The sequence below is a fragment of the Vibrio sp. Makdt genome, from assembly GCF_027587015.1.
GTDB classification, from domain to species: domain Bacteria; phylum Pseudomonadota; class Gammaproteobacteria; order Enterobacterales; family Vibrionaceae; genus Vibrio; species Vibrio chagasii_B.
On sequence record NZ_JAPPTH010000005.1, the window covers coordinates 1 to 14,725 of the forward strand.

The 14,725-nt window shown below is 39.7% G+C and carries 15 protein-coding genes and 1 pseudogene; 4 read left to right on the forward strand and 12 right to left on the reverse strand.

All coding sequences use genetic code 11. The features are described 5' to 3' along the window. Together OH460_RS07380 and OH460_RS07385 are read right to left on the reverse strand one after the other, a co-directional pair. The coding region (locus OH460_RS07380; RefSeq protein ID WP_269996252.1) for a DEAD/DEAH box helicase at positions 1-1,191 on the reverse strand (1,191 nt) is incomplete at its 3' end. After that, a complete protein-coding gene (locus OH460_RS07385) occupies positions 1,185-1,715 on the reverse strand; it encodes a hypothetical protein (protein WP_269996254.1) in 531 nt (176 codons plus the stop codon). The genes OH460_RS07385 and OH460_RS07380, both read right to left, overlap by 7 nt. A gap of 103 nt (positions 1,716-1,818) precedes the next feature. Between OH460_RS07385 and OH460_RS07390 the strand changes: the two genes are divergently transcribed. Both OH460_RS07390 and OH460_RS07395 read left to right on the forward strand, forming a co-directional pair. Further along, entirely contained in the window at positions 1,819-2,163 is a 345-nt protein-coding gene (locus OH460_RS07390; RefSeq protein ID WP_061024045.1) for a helix-turn-helix domain-containing protein, read from the forward strand. Between the two features lie 22 nt (positions 2,164-2,185). Then, a pseudogene (locus tag OH460_RS07395) lies at positions 2,186-2,580 on the forward strand (IS66 family transposase); the annotation flags it as partial. A gap of 216 nt (positions 2,581-2,796) precedes the next feature. Here OH460_RS07395 and OH460_RS07400 read toward each other — a convergent pair. The 7 genes from OH460_RS07400 to OH460_RS07430 form a co-directional block, all read right to left on the reverse strand. Beyond that, entirely contained in the window at positions 2,797-3,348 is a 552-nt protein-coding gene (locus OH460_RS07400; protein ID WP_061024042.1) for a hypothetical protein, read from the reverse strand. Continuing rightward, positions 3,338-6,124, reverse strand: a complete 2,787-nt coding sequence (locus OH460_RS07405; protein ID WP_145570634.1) for a hypothetical protein — start codon at positions 6,122-6,124, stop codon at positions 3,338-3,340. The genes OH460_RS07400 and OH460_RS07405 overlap by 11 nt, the downstream gene beginning before the upstream one ends. A 9-nt stretch (positions 6,125-6,133) precedes the next feature. Then, positions 6,134-8,383, reverse strand: a complete 2,250-nt coding sequence (locus tag OH460_RS07410; RefSeq protein WP_145570632.1) for a hypothetical protein — start codon at positions 8,381-8,383, stop codon at positions 6,134-6,136. Next, the gene (locus tag OH460_RS07415; RefSeq protein WP_237297703.1) at positions 8,376-9,608 is read right to left on the reverse strand and encodes a site-specific integrase; all 1,233 of its coding nucleotides are present in this window, start codon (positions 9,606-9,608) and stop codon (positions 8,376-8,378) included. The genes OH460_RS07410 and OH460_RS07415 overlap by 8 nt, the downstream gene beginning before the upstream one ends. A gap of 76 nt (positions 9,609-9,684) precedes the next feature. Continuing rightward, positions 9,685-10,059, reverse strand: coding sequence for a DNA adenine methylase (locus tag OH460_RS07420; RefSeq protein WP_269996263.1), 375 nt, complete (start codon positions 10,057-10,059; stop codon positions 9,685-9,687). A gap of 102 nt (positions 10,060-10,161) precedes the next feature. Then, positions 10,162-10,497, reverse strand: a complete 336-nt coding sequence (locus OH460_RS07425) for a hypothetical protein (protein ID WP_269996265.1) — start codon at positions 10,495-10,497, stop codon at positions 10,162-10,164. A gap of 171 nt (positions 10,498-10,668) precedes the next feature. Next, entirely contained in the window at positions 10,669-11,073 is a 405-nt protein-coding gene (locus OH460_RS07430; RefSeq protein ID WP_269996267.1) for a DUF1294 domain-containing protein, read from the reverse strand. A gap of 297 nt (positions 11,074-11,370) precedes the next feature. On the opposite strand from OH460_RS07430, the gene OH460_RS07435 reads away from it, so the two are divergent. Next, positions 11,371-11,667: a helix-turn-helix domain-containing protein gene (locus OH460_RS07435; RefSeq protein ID WP_333482704.1), complete on the forward strand. Its 297-nt coding sequence runs from the start codon at positions 11,371-11,373 to the stop codon at positions 11,665-11,667. A gap of 26 nt (positions 11,668-11,693) precedes the next feature. Further along, positions 11,694-12,788 carry a tyrosine-type recombinase/integrase gene (locus tag OH460_RS07440; protein ID WP_269996269.1) on the forward strand — a complete coding sequence of 365 codons (1,095 nt, stop codon included), beginning with the start codon at positions 11,694-11,696 and terminating at the stop codon, positions 12,786-12,788. A 19-nt stretch (positions 12,789-12,807) separates the two neighbouring features. Here OH460_RS07440 and OH460_RS07445 read toward each other — a convergent pair whose 3' ends face one another. From OH460_RS07445 to OH460_RS07455, 3 genes are read right to left on the reverse strand one after another with little or no spacing between them, the layout of a single operon-like run. Continuing rightward, entirely contained in the window at positions 12,808-13,167 is a 360-nt protein-coding gene (locus tag OH460_RS07445) for a hypothetical protein (RefSeq protein ID WP_269996271.1), read from the reverse strand. A gap of 14 nt (positions 13,168-13,181) precedes the next feature. Further along, positions 13,182-13,808, reverse strand: coding sequence for a TfoX/Sxy family protein (locus tag OH460_RS07450; protein ID WP_269996273.1), 627 nt, complete (start codon positions 13,806-13,808; stop codon positions 13,182-13,184). Next, positions 13,798-14,307, reverse strand: a complete 510-nt coding sequence (locus OH460_RS07455) for a hypothetical protein (protein ID WP_269996275.1) — start codon at positions 14,305-14,307, stop codon at positions 13,798-13,800. Before OH460_RS07455 ends, OH460_RS07450 begins: the two co-directional genes overlap by 11 nt. Positions 14,308-14,725 lie beyond the last annotated feature (418 nt).

The window sequence follows — 14,725 nt, forward strand, 5'->3', positions numbered from 1 at the left end:
CTCTGTTTCGATAGGTTTCCCCATACTTACATAGAGACGAGACTCAGGAATATCTTGTTCAATCCTTTCAGAAAACTCAATCAGACTTTGTTCAGCAAAAGTGAATAACCACGCTTGTTGGTTTATTGTATTATTCACACGAAGTATTCTTCCGAGCACCTGCCTGAAATACAATTCCGTTTTGACTGAACTCATGTGGCAACATACTTGAAGGCGAGGAATATCAGTACCCTCACTGATCATACCTACACTAACAATCCATTGTGCATCGCTTTGTCGATAACGCTCTATTTCTGCCAGCGGTTCTTCATGTCGATAAGTGACGATAGAAACGGTTTGCCCAAATTTTTGAGATAGTATCTCTTTGATTGTTTGCGCATGTTGAACCGACGCTGCAACAATCAGCCCACCGGCATTGGGGGATCTGGTACGTACTTTTTCTAACCGCTCACACCCTAAACAGAGTAGATATTCCATCGCCTCTTGGTTGTGAATAACACTCTGGTAGGATGCTTTTGTCTGTTTAAGCATCTCTAATATTGATGAAAAGGATTCGACTTTTTCGCTACTACTAACAGATAAGTGTTCATTATCAACCAAGACGATTTTAGGCCTTCTACAAACACCATCAGCTATAGCTTGTTTAAGAGTGTATTGGTAATCGACAAGAAGCTGTCCGTCTGGGTCGCTATACTCACCCATGACAATGGGTAAAGAGTCTGAACGCCACGGTGTACCTGAAAGTGCGAGGGTAAAAGTAGCAAGCCCTTGAATTTTAGTGAGAACTTGATGCCCCCAAATGTTCGCATTTTCAACCTCAGAGCCAGAGCAATGGTGTATTTCATCAAAGACAACAAAGACCCTGTGATTACGCAATGTTTGCCAAAACTCATCAGTAAGGAACTGGATAGATTGGTATGTTAAAGATTGCCCTATAGCTCCCATACCACCATTAAATGTGCAATTAAGTATCGACGAAAAGGTTCTTTTTACACCATCAGAAACCGTCAGTGATGGCGAGAAGCACAATACAAGATCTACCATGTCACTTTGTAGCAGCCTTGACGCAATAGTAGCGGCAAGCACTGTCTTACCAGCCCCTGGTGTAGCTTGGCAAAAGAAATGGGATCCGCTGGATTGATATTTTTTCAACGCTCTGTCAGAGCATTCACCTTGCCATTCCCTTAACACGGTTCATCTCCTTCATAGAGAGTATTAAGAACCCTTGTTAAAACATTCACTTTACCGAGCAATAAAGCGGCGCGCTCTTTAGCCTCTTGATGCAAAGGGGCTAGTTTATTTTCTAGCTCAGGAAATCGAGATACGATCGATTGATACTCGTCAATCTCCCCAAGTACGATCTCAAGTTCACCCTTATATTCATTACGTTCATTGCTCAAAATGGAATAGTTTTGAATGGGTACTTTAGACTTTATATCCGCTTGGTTATTCGTGGTTACATTGTTATGTAAATCTTTAAATTGTTCCGTTTGAAAGTAATGCTTTCTCCGACCTGAGCCCTCACTTCGCAACCAACTTTTCTTTTCAAAGTGAAAAATTGCTCGGTACACCTTTTTACGAGCTTCGGCAGAATTGGAGTCCACATTATCAAGTGATAGCCATAAATCTCTCGCTTCTAGCACAGTGAACCCATCTAACCCATTTTCTATCAATAACTTGTGCATGACCGCACTAATTCTTCGAGCCCGTTTCATTTCCAAAATTACACCAACCAAAAACTAAGGATTGCTTAGTATACAGAAATCCATAAAACTAAGAAAATCTTAGTCAACTTGAGCTCAGAGAAATGAAATCTAAGTGTCATTTAAAAACCCAATCCCAGAGCGACTCAAACAAGCTCGAAAAAAAGCAAAGCTCTCTCAAAAAGCCTTGGGAGAAAACATAGGTATGGATGCAAGTTCAGCAAGCCCTCGAATGAATCAATACGAAAAGGGAAAACATACGCCGGATATCAATACGTTAAAGTCAATTGCAGATGAACTTGGTGTGCCTTTGAGTTACTTTTTTTGTGAAGATGAGATTTCTGCGGAGTTAGCTGTGAATCTAAATAAGCTCTCTGAAGCGGATAAGCAGAAGATTCTTGATGTGACAATGCGGCTTATTGAAGAGTCATTTGAAAATAGTTGTCCGAAAGGGGATTAGCTACACGATCCAGCGAAAGGGCACGGAGCGTCAAGCGCATGCCAAGCCGATACTGGGTGAACTTTACGAATGGATGACGACCTAAAAAGTGATAGGCTCTAGTCCACTAGGTAAAGCGATAAAATACACGCTCGGGCACAATGGCCAAAGCTCATACATTATATAGATGATGGTCACTTATCTATCGATAATAATCGCGATGAACGCGCAATTAAACCGCTAGTCATTGGCCGAAAAAATTGGTTGTTCTCAGACACACCAAACGGTGCTGATGCGAGCGCCATGCTTTACAGCATCATCGAGACTGCAAAAGCCAATGGTCTTATCCTCTACGAATACATGGTCAAGTGCATAAAAGAGCTGGCGAAAGTAGAGTCTGATATCGACTCACTCCTACCTCGGAACTTCAAACACTAACAAGTCGCCCCGCAGATTCATGAGGCGGATACTACAGTGCGGCTTTAGTTTGAATTATATTGGTGTTCTTGAACGTGGTGAAAAAATGTGACTTTAGAGAAGGTGTTTACGGTATCTAAAGCTCTCAAATGTTCAATCTATAATTTGATTCCAGATGAAGATTAAACCCAAGATATATGCATCAGTTTATAACGAAAATATAGCTTTTTTGACGACTTACATAAGTCCCATTTTTGCTTTCAAATCCAAAGGCATCTTGGCAACGGCTAAATCCAATGTTTCTTTGACGCTTCGAGCTTTAAGTGCGTTGTGCTTTTTTTCTAAAGATTGATGACTCTGAACAATAACTTCTTTTTTATTAACTCTGATGCCCGTTTTCTTTCTTTTTAATTGCTTCTTTTGTTCAATTTCATGCATCTCTAAAAGCTCTTGATTAACATCATCAAAGAAGCCTTCAATGTCTCTACTGAATGAGGACGCATTGAAAATGCTCTGTGCTGACCGACCAACCACTCTAGCTACATTAGACTTTTTAATTTGATAGAACTTCTTAGTCTTATTTGTTACTACCTCACCAAAGCTTGAAATCGCTTCTTCAGCTTCCTTTTTTAAATCAAGAATGGCATGGTAAGCTTTATGAGTAGTATGCTCTGGGTCGTCAACAACCCATGATGGTTGTTCATTTTGGGCTGATTTGTCTGAAGTATCATCTAACGAATCCAGAAACTCATCCGACATAAGCTCATCTAAATCAAAGTCATTGGGCATACAGCCTTTCCTCTTCCATAATCTTGCTTTCTATAGCATCAATTGCTTTAGTAATTGCAGCTAGAATCTTGTCGACACTTACAACGTTCTTTTCACTTCTAAGCTCTTTGATGCGCTTCCAGCTTGATTTGAGTGTTGGTAGGTGTGCCTCTAAAAAGAAACCAAAAGCGTGCTCCTGTAACGACTCTTTAACCATTGGTTGAATCACTTGCCATATCCCTTTGATATTACCCTCAGTGATGAGTACATTGGTACAATTCAGACAAAGATCAGGCTTGGCATCTTGTGGGTTTAACAACCCCATTTTCGAACATTTTGCTCTAGAATCCGCTCCATCACGAGGAATACAAGTAGCGAAAGTATTCACCTGAATATCAATGATACGACCACTTAACGCCTCTCTTAGAGCAAGTATTCCATTATCATCTTTCACTTGCGTTAATGTTGTCGCTTTTTTCACGAACTGTGCCAAACCGCCTACGTATTTTTCACCAACTTGTTCTGACTCTATAATCAGCAATTCGACCAATGAGTTTAGGTAACGCTGCTTCGCTGATTGCATTAACCCTCTAGCATCTTTATCCCTTAGGTACGCCATGAAGAAAGAATTATCTAGGTGAGCAAACTGGTGGCGTATAACCGCACCCACATCACCCTGATAGCGTGTGAGAACTGACTCAGCCCATATATGACGAAAAGCGTGGGGAGAAGGATAGCGCACACCTTTTAATAACTCAGAGCTAATATCCATCGTTGTTTTCTTATCATTCAAATCCACTGAGCCATTGACTAGCAGCGCTTTAGTTTCATCGGAAAGATAAGTTTCGATAATTTCTTGATGCTTTGTATTTTCAAGAGGCTCACCTTTAGATAATAGTTTAATAGAGGCTTTCAGCGCTTTTTGAGCTTTAGCGGAGTTAAAACTTGTGCAGGACAGTCTCACCCAATCTTTTTTCACCTCTTGAGCACAAGAAAGCAAGTTCTTATAACGAGCACTGCCAATACTGTATTTGGCTGACAGCAATTCTAATTCTTTTTGCTCATCAATCGTCAACTGAGCAGTGTGCTTGCTATTTAAGGTATCGAGCTTAACCACATCATTAAAAGGCTGGTACGCTCTGACAAAGCCTTCCCAATTCGCTCTAACTCTATTATCAATGTATTTTCCAGATTGATTAATGCTCTCCTTTTTAGCCTGTTCTGCACAAGAATATAGGCACGGCTCATCACCTTCACGCCCGAACACCTCATTTAATTGTGCGGCAACTTGATAGCACTGAGAGGTGATTTCTCGATTAATTTTGGTAGAACCGCCCGTTTTAGGGACAAGCCATTTAAGCTTGAAGCGAAATGGAACGTGAGCATTGTCGAGAATATCCAAATTCGGTTCAGAGTGTATCGCATTCAATGGAAAACCGAATTCAGATAGTCGATAGCCTGTCCACGCCACAACAAGATTAGTCATCGCATAAAGTGGAATATTCAGAATTGCTTTAAAGCTTCGATACGTTTTTAACTCTGAATGAAAAAATTGTTTATTTGCCCAAGCGCCAATATCAGCAAGAAACAGCTCCCTCCCCAATCTTTGCTTAGAGACAATTATTTGCATTTTTTCGTACACATCATCTACGGATAATTGGCTTAAAGATTCTGCCTCTAAAAAGGTTTTATCTAATGAAAGCAAATAGCCTTGCCATATCTGGTGTGATTTCTTATTCCCCTCTAAACCTAAGTATTTTTGCAGCATTAATATTCGAATTAATTCCACTGAATCACTTCGAGAGAATAAGCCTAACTCAATAACTAACGCTTCAATGGATTGGTCTTTTAAAGGCGTTACCAACTCAAATCGCTTCAAGTATTCCTCAAAAAGCGCATCTCTCACTTCCACTGCAAGAGCATTAAAATTAATTCCGCCTCTGTGGGTGGTAGGCTTATACTCTTTGTCATTTAATATTGCAGTAAGTATGATTTCACGGAGGCTATTAGATAAACCGGCATCTAAACTCTTCATCCCATATTTAGTGTCGATACTCTCAAATACCAACCGACATACAGAGGCATACAGAAAGTCGTTTTGATAAACCTGATTAAGATGGTCAACGTAATACTGCCCCAACTCAAGCCCAAGAAAGTTAAAGCTACCGCCTTTTTTAAACTCATTGAGCGTTGTGCTGTATTGTGATTGACAGACTTTATCTAAGCTTTTTTCTATTTTTTTTTGTGTTGGAGTGGAATCAATAACACCAACAACACCCAATGCTTTAAGATTATTTCTTATTTTATGAAATTGAACTGGTCTAATTGATCCTCGATAAGAAGGCGTTGATATACGATTCACAAATCCATACTGGTTGGTCGCTCTTCCCATAACTGATGTCCAAAAAGGCTCCAATGACGATACAGTAAGGCTTGTTGCGCTATTCTCTTTAAGGAAGGCGAAAAGGTGCAGCATCATTTGATAAACGGGAAGAACAGCTTGAGAGTCCCTAGGACTGATGACACTCAGACAAACTAACTTTGCATATTTTTTCGCATTTAAAGGGTGGTCACACCCATCCTTTAAGTAAGTCGCTATGGATTCATGGTTAAAAGCGGGTAAATCAAACAATGAAAAATCCAATGTTGTGATAGCGCCATTGTGTCTAATCTTAAAGTACCAAGTATCAGAATATACATCGCCTTTATCACTCATGAAAAATGGGTTAGCGGTCAACTTTAAATTCTGGTCATACCAAAAACTATCAACTGGATTTTTAAATACTGTTTGTGCCATAAATCCCCCTTACATCGAGTGAAAGACGCTCATTACCACGCCGTTTTTTATCATTAAGTCAAACTGCTCCCTACCTTTACGTTGTGATGCTTTACTCATCTTGGGTAGGGTGTCTTCTAGCCATTCCACAGTCGGTATCACAGTTTTAAATAAGTGGTCAGGATTATGAGAAAGGAGCTTCTTATAGTTCTTTTTGAATTCATGGAGATAATTGTACATTTTTAAAACAGTAATAGGGCTATCTGAGACATAGATCGGCGATAACGCTTCATTTTCTTTTTGGTCACTCAACGCCATCACGCCCACTTCATTAACTCGCCCCTTTTCTTGCCCTGTGACGACTCTAAGCCTTGCATTCATTTCCTCATGCTTGTATGAAATCAAATCTGTGACCGCCATAAACTCACTATTAAATGCTGCGACTTGTTTTTCATTCTCAGCCTTAAAGTTCAAATTAAAAACATTATGAATCAAATCCAGCATCACCTCACGAGTGATTCGACCAGAGCTATTCATCCATTCTTCATTAGCTTCGGTTAGGTAGCTTACTTTCTCAGTTTGGTTCGAATGAGAGTTTCGATTAATCAAGTAATTCAATGTGTATGAGTCACTAAATGCATGAACTGCACTATTTTTAATAACTTGAAGACCGAAAATACCTCTCTGGCAAGGTGATTGCGATTGAGCGACTAATTTACATCTCTCTTCTACCGTTATTTTTTTAGTGTTATCAATAACATTGTCAGGATGGACACCGTGGGAAATCAGTACGCAAATTACTTGAGGCATTAAATTGGGTTGCTGCTGTTTTTCGTGTGCAGCTTTAAGCTTTTCAGACAAATCGCTTATTTGAAGTATCGCAGCAAAAACACCTAAAAGTGCGTTGATGTTGTTACTAATTACCAATAATTGTTTAGCAAAGAAAGGCAAGCCTTCATCCTGCTGTTCAAGTAGTGTTAAAAGCGCCTTACCTTCTGGTGTTCGAGCGGATAAAGAACGGGTTGTATGAAACACTTTAGCCCGACCTTTAAAATACTCGCACTCAATATTAGTGACTCTTCCACCAACTTTCATCAACCTAAAATCAGAGTGCCTTAGTTTAGGTATGTCATTTGGTTGCACCGTTAAGCTGGCCATCAACCAAGCAAACATTAACCCCTCTACATTAGTCAGTGCTTTTGATGAATCGCCATTTAACACACCCTTAATCCACTCGATAGAGAAAAGAGTGCCATCTAGTACTGCAGAAGAATGCAAACCTGTGAAACCCACATTAACTTTCGTTTTGTCACGTCTTTTATTCAAAAAAAGGCTATCACACTCATTCTGGCTCTTTAATGCTGGAGTAATAGTATTGTAGGTAACTAAACTACTTGAATTAGAAAGAATCAAAACCTCTAGCGCTGCTTTAAGGGTATTCGATGAATTATCTTGTTTATGGTAAGCAGACAACATCAAATAAATGATATTACCTACTGCTTTACACCTCTCAAATCTACTATCCTTTGACTCAATAACTAACCAGGGACTTAACTGCGGTTTAATACTCCTAATCAGCGCTTGTAGTTCATCTTTATAGGTTTTCAATTCAAGAATAACAGTAGCTGCGGTTAAGCTTAATGAATTCACCGCCAACTTTGGGGAAGCGAGAGCGGAATAAAGCTCACTTCCAATACCAATATCGTCTCTTCTTAACCAGTCTAATGCACCGAAATAACTGGCTATAGATTTTTGAGACTTATTCAGGTTAGGGGTGTGTTTTGTTTTGCGAAGCTCAATAAGATACGCATACTCATCACTACTTAACTCTTTTCTTAATGATTCAGACTCAATGGCATAACCCAATACACACTTCAAAGTAATTAAAGGGCTATAACCACCATGATTCTCTAACTCATCCATACGGTCGGTTTCGTAAAGTTTTATAGCTTCGTAGCGATTTTCAATTTTGTGGGCATTGAGCCACTCAATGAATGGTTTGGCTGCATTCGAAAAGTATACTGTTGCAGAAAACGCAGCACTTTTATCAAAAAAGGCGTAGTTATAAGCCGCAATCATTGCCTTGTAGATAATCGATTTATCGGAATCCTCGGTGTCAGTCATGGATAGAATATAGGCAGCACTTTTTCTACTCTGAGGGATAGAAATAGACTTAACAGAGAAAGGCAACTCTAGTGATGCTATCGGTTGCTTTTTCTTAAATTCACTTGATAGCACCCTTTCTATCTCAGCGCTTGAAAATTCCTCTAAATTATCCAAGAACCACCTCCCTTAGTAACTGCTCTCTCTGGCCACAAGCATGAATATACATTTTTGTGGTTTGGTTTGAATACTTGCTATCTACTTTGTGTCCTAAGCGTCTTGCGGTTTCAATATACACTGCAGATTCCGTGGTAATCGATTCGTATGATTTCTTTGCTTGTTGGCAACCTTCATAAAAAATATCAGTGCCAAAAGAGTGTCTTAAGTGGTGGTAACTCAGCGCTTTATCCAACTCTTGGTAACCTGAGTAAGCTTCTGGATTCTCTTGTATTAATTTGCGAACTTTCTCTAACACCCTAGAAAAAAGCTGAGTGCCGTATTGTTTACCTACGGGCTTACCAAAAGTGTCATTAGTAGAGTTGGAGACCAATAACTGATTACTCTCAGTTTTAGGGCGCTCTTGGTCGTAATAACGCTTCATTAAACTAAGGTGAGAACGCTGAATATAAAACTTTCTCTTTGAACCATATTTTGCGTGAAAAGAAGCTAGGTGGTACTCAAATTCCTCTTTATCAGGATTAACCATCATATCTTTAAAAAGGTTCAATAAGCCTTTTTGAATAAAGCCATCAGACTTAAAGTCTTCCAAGTAAAACCCTTGGTTCTCTTTAGTCCGACAACCAAGCTCTCCACCATTGCGTAGAACAATCTCCTCAAAAAGAGTATTTGTATTGGCGTAAAGCAATTCCCTTGTCGCTGGAAGGAGATATTTTATGATAAGTTTTGATTTGCTATTTAAGCGAACTAATTGTCTATTTTCTGAATATATAAAGATTTTTTTATATGACATATCAAAGAAGTAAGAAAGCCAGTTGTAATAACTCTCTAATGACATTACCGCTCGATTAACGACAACTTCACTAGCTTCCATCTTATGAACTAGATGGTCATTAATGAATGTATTCATATATTCATCGGGAAGAGCAATATGGTTATCGAGTGTAAGTAGGGGCTGATCTGATTCTTTGGCATAATCTTCTAACCACTCAAGGAAAACACCCAATTTCTCACCTCTGACGTTTTGAGCATCTTCACCAATTTCAACCTCCTTGAATTGGAAGTCATATTGTTCTGTCTCAGCGTTCTTTACTTTCTCATGGACAACAGAAAGCCCATTCAAGGTGGTGTAACGACTATAAAGGCAAGGTAACAGAAGTGGCACATCGTTATCATCAAGATAAATCCAGTGCTGGTTATGAGTTTTATCACGTACTCTTTGCATACATTTTTACCATTAAGTTGCCACCTATAAGTGAAAGGTAGTAAACAATAAAAATACTTACAAATTTTTCTTCAAACTAACACGTCAGAGTTTTGAAACACACTCGGTTAAGGTAAAGCAGTGAATCCGCAAGTTCCTTATCAATGATGCCAGCGTATACTTTCTCATTATACGCATCGCGATGCTTCATATAAGTAACTTTATCAGCCTTAGTTTCGTATACGTCGATGCGACTCTTGCGAATGGTCTCATAAAAATTGATCAATGGCGGATATAAGTCGTTGGCTATGACGTTTTTAAACTCAAAGTGCAATGAAAATCCTGCGCTGCCAATAAAGGGCTCCATCACTCTCAGGTCGTGAAGTTCACCAAATTCATTAATGAGTAAAGGTGCAATTTTTTTTGCAAGGACAGTCTTGTTACCAGCCCATTTTAGGGAACTGTTCGCCATGTTTATTTCACTCTGTCAGTTAATCATCATACTTTATCAAATTTCACAACGAGCAAAGAATCCTACTAGTGGTGATCAGCGATGGTTGACTACACAATTGAATCAACAGTTTGTTTGGTAGCACCAATCTGGAGCTTGGTCCGATGTAATGAACTTGAATGGAGATCGTATTGCTTCAAGCTGATGAAAATAATCTGTTGGTGTAGTTTGGCCAAGGAACTTGGCTTTAAATACAGATGTCTTAGCATACTTACCTTGTTCGATTAGCCTTAAGTTGCCGGGGAGTGCTTCTTTGTAAAGTTTGAGAATTCTAATTGAAGTGTTTTTACACACATTGAAAGCAGTCGCTATATCCTTGGCTTTGATTTCACCTGTGGATGCAACAGTTGCGTCTACGAATTTTAGCATTAGTTGATTTTCTAAACTGATACGTGCCATTTTAATTTCTGTTATTTATGTGCCAGAAACTGAACATGATAGAGACAGTAGCAATAAGGATTTGAAGGGCTAGACCTTCAATCAGGAGCAAGCCACTATCAAAGTGCTTAAGTCCAATATCCCATATTTTATAGAAGCCCAGTATAGGCACTATGAGCAATACAATGTTGATCATAATTGACTGACCATGTTCAAGATTTCTTCAATAGTTGGTAGGAAAGCGAATTCGCTTGGTAGATATATCCATGCTATTGCAAATCCATGCACAACGCAATTAAACATGTGAATGACAATGAACCTTGTTTTAGAAATTTTGTGGTTGAGCCAAACTTGACCGAATAGAGCGCCGACACCACCACCAAATAGTGACAGAAGTAATAGTGAAGATTCTGGGGTTCTTCTTTGTTGTTTGCTACTTCGAGCATTTCGAATGGAGATCCTTTTATCTCTTGAATACGCAAATGCCGTAACTAGGGAGATCAACATCATGCTGAAGACAACATAGTTGGGCGGCATAATAATTGCTACCAGAATTATAGAGATTGCAGTAATAGCAAAGTTAATTTTTTTCAGCATAGCTATTTCCATCGATGGATTGTTGAACTGTAAATTACCATTATTTGGTAATTTAACTTGCCCAAAGTACCAGATAGTGGTACTTTTGTTGGGCGTTGAAAGACGCTTCCTAATACTTTGATTGCTTTGCAATGAAAGTAGCCCGCAAGGGCTTAAGGATGCTTGTAAGCCTGGAAACTAGCAAGCATCCTTTACCTCCTTGCATTGTATTATGTGTGTTGAAAGCGATACTATGTTTGCTTCCAGCAGTAAGTGAACAACTTTTTAACTCTAGGTTCGCAGTGAGAACACATCATAATGAATTTAAGTGCTAGTCGAAAAACAATCTCTATTCTAATCTCAATGTCGAGTTCCAAGACTCCTTGTTTGTCACAGATTATTGCAGAAACCGAAATGCCGCGTAACACTGTATGTCGCCACCTTAAAATGTTGCGTGAAGAGTACTTTGTCGAGTACGAGCGGAAGCGATCTAACGGCAAGTGTTACTACAAGGTAACTTCTTGGGGTGTGTTCAATATATCCTTCATCAAGTCCTTGAGCCGTAGTGACCTAGACAAGATGACAAGGATTGATGACTCTGATGTATTTGAATAGAGTGGGAAAATTAAAGGACTCACGCTTTGCGACAGATAACTTCATTATCCACCTTCGTTCACGATGCTAATAAAAAGGGTGTTTCGGTTCAACTAAATTCCCCTGAACTAAACAGTAGCGTTAGGCCTGACCAGATCCGCAGCCTAGGCTTATTGCCCGAACAAATTCAAAACTCTCCCGAACTGTTTGCCCACTCTCAAAGGTTCCTTGAGGAATTCCAAGAAGTAAGAGGGGGGTTACGTGACAGTAGCTGGCACGAATTACAAAGCAAGTGGGCTCAATTCTTCAATTATTGCATCACTAGAGGCAAGTCCCCTTTACCTGCGGCTCACGATGATGTCTTCGAGTATATCAAGCTGCGCTCGCAAGTCCTGCATCGCTCCACATTGAAACGTGATATGTGGGCCATTAACCGCATTCACCATGCTTCAGGTTTTAAAGAACCTTGCAAAGATCAGGTAATCAAAGATTTTGTTAAGCGCGTTTCTGAAGAGCAAGCTGCCAACGGTTTGTTTATTACTCAGGCAGAACCTTTGCTGAGAACAGATCTGGATGAGATTTCCGAAAAGTACCATTCGATAGGTACAACGATGGCTTTGCGGGACAGGGCAATTTTGGGGCTCATGTTTTCTTGCCTACTACGTAGTTCCGAATTAAGGAACGTGAAGTACAAGCATTTGAACTTAGATGCAAAGCAGTTGCTTATCCCGATTAGCAAGACTAACCACAGCGGTGAGCCCGATATAGCGCCTATATCAAAGAACGCTTGTCTTTGGATAACTGAGTATCTGTCAGTAGCGGGAAGTTTTAAGCCTGAGGACTATGTATTCCGGGGTTTGTCTAAATATGGAAGTATATTTAAATCAGGTAAGAAGCAGATGTCGCATGATGCTTTAGTTGAGGTGTTTTCCCGTGCATTTGAGGTTGTTCAATATCGTAAAGAGGATAGAAGAGCATTTTCCTGCCACTCAACGCGAGTTGGTTGCTGTCAAGCTCTATGGGAAGCTGGCTTCAAACTGGAGCGAATTATGTTGTTAGGACGTTGGTCTACTCAAGAAATGGCCTATCGATATGGTAGAGGCTTCAAAGTCGATGGCGAAGGATTGGACAGCATCATGTAGCGTGCTAATCGATAGACAATTAATAGGTAATTAATTTCGAGATTGGCCAGATCTCAAGTATTTCATCGCTACAGACATGCCCGACTACGACCTTATGGTCAATGTCAGAGATATTGAACGCTTCAGTTTTCATCTCGATGGGTGCTTCGTCTTCGGACCAGGTATAACCATTCCAGGGGGCGGAGCATTTAAAGATCCTGAATTCAAGTAGGTTTAGGCCCACAAGGGATATGATCTCTTCTACTGTAAGGTGTTTGTATGTAGGATTTAAATGCTGCAGGACACCCCTGGAACGATGAATCACATCAGCAGGGGTAATGCCCTTAATTTCCATTGCTACGTCGAGCTGTGTGGGTTCTAGAGTTAAAATGTAGTACATAGATCCCTCGCAAGTTAAGTCGCTAAGTTTGTTTGCTTTCTAATTTCGCTTTGGCTGAATGCTAGTAACTCTAATCGACGTTCTAGCGGAATAACGGCTTCATGTTTGCCAGTCAACGCTCCCTCTATTTTCAGAATTAACTTGCTATTTACTGTCTGTGACTCAAGAAGCTTCGTGAAAGCTTTTTCGGTACCATGTTCATCAAGTTGGTTTAGTGTAGTAATCCCAGTATCTCTAAGCTTTCGCTCGATCTTAGTTGTCATGTTAGGTAGGTCTTTAATACGTAAACAGCGACTAGCTTCTTGTGTTAGTTCGGTCTTTAGTCTGTCTTCATGGGCTTCATGAAGTGTTTCGTTTAGCGATTTTACAGTACTTACGGTTTCTGACGGGATTTTGTATGCAGACTGTACATGACTTTCCAAGCCATTTTTAAGTGTCAGTGGAGTCATCTCATACCCTGATTTATCTAGCCTTATGGTTAAACGGCATGTTTTAAGGTACAAGCTGTTTGTCTTTTTGTCGATATAACCAATAAACGTCCCAGAATAGAAAACCCCCCAAAAGCCAAACATGCTTTGGAGATGAACTAATCCGGTACTGGCTTTAATTTCTAATGCCATGGTCAATATGTTAGCGTTCATTACTGGCTCTCATTTTGTACATGTAAGCTTCGCTTCCATCACTAGTTGCGAGTTGAATTTTGTTTAGGTTGAGTTCTTTGACTGCTAAACCATATTTTGGGAGAAGGCCTATAGACCCAGACGCGTTTGTGAATTGTAATACTGAACCTTGAAAAGCTACATCTGCTCTGGCGGTGTAGTATGGGTCTTTAGAAGTAATATCAGTATAGGAATTGTTCACAAGAAACCCATCTACAACAAGTTTTGTCCCATCGAAGAACCAAATAGTTTTAATAACTGAATTAGCTTTGTAGTGGTATGTGTAGTCAAACTTTCCCTTAGGGAGTTCCATATCAGAAGTAAGCAGGAGGTCTTCAATCAATTGTCGTTGGTAGAAAGAAGGTTCAACTTGAGAGTCAAACCCTATGTCTCGTAACTTATTTTCGACGACTACTTGACCTGCATATACAGTGCTGCATAAGAGAACCGCACCAACAAGGTGTGATACTTTAAATTTCATTTGTGTAGTTACCTAGTAATCAGAATGAGCCAAGAGAAAGGCTTTGTGCATCATATCACGTTTGAAAGCTATAAATGAATGGTGTGAGTCTATTAATTAAGCAACAGATAAAAAAAAAGCCAAAGTCAAAAGTTGGACTTTGGCGCATATTTATTCCGTGAACAATAGAGGTTCACTAACAACGTCAGTTGGCTAGGTGATCCTCGGCTTATGAAGGATCAGAATTACTATTGCATGAAACATGCCAATAAATCAAACAATAAAATTGTTGGTATTTGGTTTCATAGTGATTGTTTTATAAACACATTTTTGCAAAGTGCAATTGCATATTGCAGGTGTTTCAAGATTGCAACGCTGTTAAGGTCTGAATATTCGCCTGAAGAACTAGTAATTCATACGGCCACGACCAATGTAATCT